A 3,986-nucleotide genomic window follows, 5' to 3' on the forward strand; every position below is an offset into this window, starting at 1 on the left:
GCCGGCATCGGCTCCGGCTGGCGCTTCTGCGACGGCGCCCGCTTCTTCGAAGGCTGCGCCGGCGCCCGCCGCGTCGACGCCGGCCGTTTCGACGCCGTCATCGGCAGCACCTGCTGCGGCGCCCGCCGCACGGAATGACGCGTCGCAGACACCGACCGTCAACGCACCGGCCGCCGACAGCCCCGCCGTCGCATCGGCGCCGTCGGGCGCCAGCGCGCCTGGCGCGCCTGGCGCGCACTGAGCGGCCCGGCCGAAAGCCGCCGCCTCGCCGGCCCGCACGGCGGGCGGACATTGCCGCCAGGCCATTCGTCCGATGGAAGGCCGTGCGTGGCGGTCTGCCCGCGCCCGGCCGTAACGCCGGCGCGCGGCTCATCCAAATTCCAGTTCGATCGCGCAGCCACCGGCTCGCCGTCGGGACGCTTCGTCGGCGCGCGCTCGCGCCCGCGCGCGGCGACGGACCCGCATGCGCTCGCACGACGGCGATGCTGCTGCCCCGCGCCGCCCGCGCGCTGGCCGCACGCGCTATTCGGATGACGAATTGGCACCAAAAACGGCCGTTTAACGACATTTCAAATCGTTACGTCGCGAAATATACTGCGCGCGCATCCACCCTCGTGCCAAAGAGAGGATGCCTTTCCTCCCTGGTCACGGTCCCCCTGTGGCCGGGGTTTTTTTTGTCCGCGCCGGCGCGCCGACGCCCGTCCCGCGCCCGCGCGGCAGCGGCGGTGCGCCGCCATTCTTGATATCGATTCAAGAGAGTTTCGTCCCGATACGGCTTTTTCCGCAAAAGTCGGACGAGCACAATGCAGGCTGTCCGCAACGGCGCCGTTCCGTTGCCCATCGCTTACAGGAGTACATCGCTTGACCGCCACGACTTCCCCTGCTTCCCGCCCCGGCGGCAGCGCCGCGCTGCCGCTGCTGGCGCTCGCCGCCGGCGCGTTCGGCATCGGCACGACCGAGTTCTCGCCGATGGGCTTGCTGCCCGTGATCGCCGACGGCGTGCACGTGTCGATTCCGCAGGCCGGCATGCTGATCAGCGCATACGCGATCGGCGTGATGGCCGGCGCGCCGCTGATGACGCTGCTGCTCGCGCGCCGCCCGCGCCGTTCGGCACTGATCGCGCTGATGACGATCTTCACGATCGGCAACCTGCTGTCTGCCGTCGCACCGAATTACACGACGCTGCTGCTCGCGCGCCTCGTCACGAGCCTGAACCACGGCGCGTTCTTCGGGCTCGGCTCGGTGGTCGCCGCGAGCCTCGTGCCGCGCGACAAGCAGGCCAGCGCGGTCGCGACGATGTTCATGGGTCTGACGATCGCGAACGTCGGCGGCGTGCCGGCCGCGACGTGGCTCGGCCACATCATCGGCTGGCGGATGTCGTTCGCGGCGACGGCCGCGCTCGGCCTGATCGCGATTGCGGGCCTGTTCGCCGCGCTGCCGAAAGGCGAAGCCGGCAAGATGCCCGATCTGCGGGCCGAGCTGGCCGTGTTGACGCGTCCCGTCGTGCTCGGCGCGCTCGCGACCACGGTGCTCGGCGCCGGCGCGATGTTTACGCTGTACACGTACGTCGCACCGACGCTCGAGCATCTGAGCGGCGCGACACCCGGCTTCGTGACCGCGATGCTCGTGCTGATCGGCGTCGGCTTCTCGATCGGCAACGTCGCGGGCGGCCGCCTCGCGGACCGCTCGCTCGACGGCAGCCTGATCGGTTTCCTGCTGCTGTTGATCGTGTCGATGGCCGCGTTCCCGCTGCTCGCCGCGACGCATGCAGGCGCCGCCGCGACGCTGCTCGTGTGGGGCATCGCGACGTTCGCGGTCGTGCCGCCGCTGCAGATGCGCGTGATGCGCGCCGCCGCCGAGGCGCCCGGCCTCGCATCGGCCGTCAACATCGGCGCGTTCAATCTCGGCAATGCGCTCGGCGCTGCCGCCGGCGGCGCCGCGATTTCGGCCGGGTTCGGCTATGCGGCGGTGCCGCTCGTCGGCGGGCTGATTGCCGCCGCCGGTCTCGCGCTCGTCGTGCTGCAGCGGATGCAGCGCCGCCGCGCGCCGGCCGTCGCGGGGTCTTGACGCCGGCACCGTCGAGCGTCGCGGCCGAGCCGTACGCATCGGCGTCGCGGCGCGCGCAGTGCCGAATTCAATCAGGCGCACCAGCGCACACGGGCCCGTCATCCGGCCCATGTCGCGTCGTCATCGGCCCGGCGCCTGCTTCGCGCACCGGCCGCCGGCACGCTCAGCGCGCCGCGCCGAAGCCGCCGAAGAATGCGCGCGCGTTCGCGTCGAGGCTGTCGAGGTGATAGCCGCCTTCCTGCACGATCACGGTCGGCAGACCGAGCGCGCCGATCGCGCTGCCGAGCCGGCCGAAGCCGTCGGTCGTCACCGCGACCTGCGACTGCGGATCGTCCTTGTAGATGTCGAAACCGAGCGCGAGCACGAGCGCGTCGGGCTCGAAGCGCGCGAGCGCGCGCAACGCGTCGTCGAGGCGCTCGAAGAACACCGCCTCCGGCGAACCGTGCGGCATCGGCAGGTTCAGGTTGTAGCCCGCGCCGGCGCCGGCGCCCGTTTCGTCTTCGTAGCCGGCGACGACCGGATAGAAGTCGGTCGGATCGCCGTGAATCGACACGTACAGCACGTCGTCGCGGCCGTAGAAGATTTCCTGCACGCCCTGCCCGTGATGCATGTCGGTGTCGAGGATCGCGACGCGCCGATGGCGACCGAGCAGCGCCTGCGCGGCGATCGCCGCGTTGTTCAGATAGCAGAAGCCGCCCGCCGCATCGCGGCGCGCGTGATGGCCGGGCGGCCGGCACAGCGCATACGCGTCGCGCGCGCCGTCGTTCACGTCGGCCGCAGCCGCGAGCGCGCTCTGCGCGGACCAGTAGGCGGCACGCCACGTGTTCGCACCGATCGGGCAGCTGCCGTCCGCGAGATGGCGCGCGGCTTTCGCGAGCACGCCGCGCAGCGGATTCGGATCGCGCACGAAGATGTTCGACATCACTTCGTCGCCCCAGTCGTCGGGCATCTTCTTCCAGTCGCGGTGCGCGTCCTCGAGAAAGCGCAGGTAGTTCATGTCGTGCACGGCCGCGATCGGCGCCGTGCCGCGGTCGGCCGGCTCGCGCACGTCGAAGTCGAGTGCACGCACAGCGGCGACCAGGCGCGCCGCGCGCTCCGGCACTTCCTGCGGCGCCCGCATCTGCCCGCGCGACAGATACGTGCGCGGATGGTGCAGCAATTGCTCGGGATGGAAATACGTCTTCATCGATCGTCCTCGTCGGAATGCATCGTCATACGCGCGGCGCGGCTGTTGCCGTGTCCACACGCGCCGCGACGCCCGCCCGCGCGAGCACCGCGTGAAGCAGCACGTTCGTGCCGCGCGTCACGTCGTCCGGCAGCGCATCTTCCGCTTCGTTGTGCGACAGGCCGTCGACGCACGGAATGAACACCATCGCAGTCGGCACGCTGCGCGCGAGCACGATCGCATCGTGTCCGGCGCCACTGACGATTCGCTCGCTGCGGTAGCCGAACGCGTCCGCGGCCTGCGCGACGAGTTCGACGCACGCGCGATCGAACGGCGTCGCCGGGCTGCGCCAGCAAGTCTCGATCGCCACCTGCACGCCGCGCGCGGCCGCCACGCGTGCCGCTGCATCGCGCAGCGCGCGCTCCATCGCATCGACTTCGGCATCGTCGTGATGACGCAGATCGACGGTAAAGGTCAGCTCGCCCGCAATCGTGTTGCGCGAAGCGTTGCGAACGGCGACCTGGCCGATCGTCGCGAGGCCGCGCGGCGCATAGCCGGCGACGATCCGCTCCAGATCGAGCGCGATCTGCGCGGCCGCGAAATAGGCGTCGCGACGGTACGGCATCGGCGTCGTGCCCGCATGCGCGGCTACACCCGTGACCGTCACGTCGAGCCAGCGAATCGCCTGGCCGCCGGTCACGATCCCGATCGTCGTGCCGTTCGCCTCGAGCACGGGCCCCTGCTCGATATGCGC

The 3,986-nt window shown here is 71.1% G+C and carries 3 protein-coding genes and 1 pseudogene; 1 reads left to right on the plus strand and 3 read right to left on the minus strand.

What is annotated here, in order from left to right; translation table 11 throughout:
* Positions 1-306, minus strand: a pseudogene (locus HMPREF3115_RS32050) (hypothetical protein); the annotation flags it as partial.
* A 555-nt stretch (positions 307-861) separates the two neighbouring features.
* Between HMPREF3115_RS32050 and HMPREF3115_RS25690 the strand changes: the two are divergent.
* On the plus strand, positions 862-2,067 hold the full coding sequence (locus HMPREF3115_RS25690) for an MFS transporter (protein ID WP_006401089.1): 1,206 nt from the start codon (positions 862-864) through the stop codon (positions 2,065-2,067).
* A 163-nt stretch (positions 2,068-2,230) separates the two neighbouring features.
* On the opposite strand, the gene HMPREF3115_RS25695 is transcribed toward HMPREF3115_RS25690, so the two are convergent.
* Positions 2,231-3,253 carry a histone deacetylase family protein gene (locus tag HMPREF3115_RS25695; RefSeq protein ID WP_070556647.1) on the minus strand — a complete coding sequence of 341 codons (1,023 nt, stop codon included), beginning with the start codon at positions 3,251-3,253 and terminating at the stop codon, positions 2,231-2,233.
* A gap of 25 nt (positions 3,254-3,278) precedes the next feature.
* A partial coding sequence (locus HMPREF3115_RS32845) for a hydantoinase/carbamoylase family amidase (protein WP_256276433.1) occupies positions 3,279-3,986 on the minus strand: 708 nt, incomplete at its 5' end.

The sequence above is a fragment of the Burkholderia sp. HMSC10F09 genome, assembly GCF_001806955.1.
Classification (GTDB): domain Bacteria; phylum Pseudomonadota; class Gammaproteobacteria; order Burkholderiales; family Burkholderiaceae; genus Burkholderia; species Burkholderia multivorans.

Excerpts from the sequence above, each read along its gene's own strand:
- HMPREF3115_RS25695 (WP_070556647.1), bottom strand. The coding sequence starts at position 3,253 with ATGAAGACGTATTTCCATCCCGAGCAATTGCTGCACCATCCGCGCACG.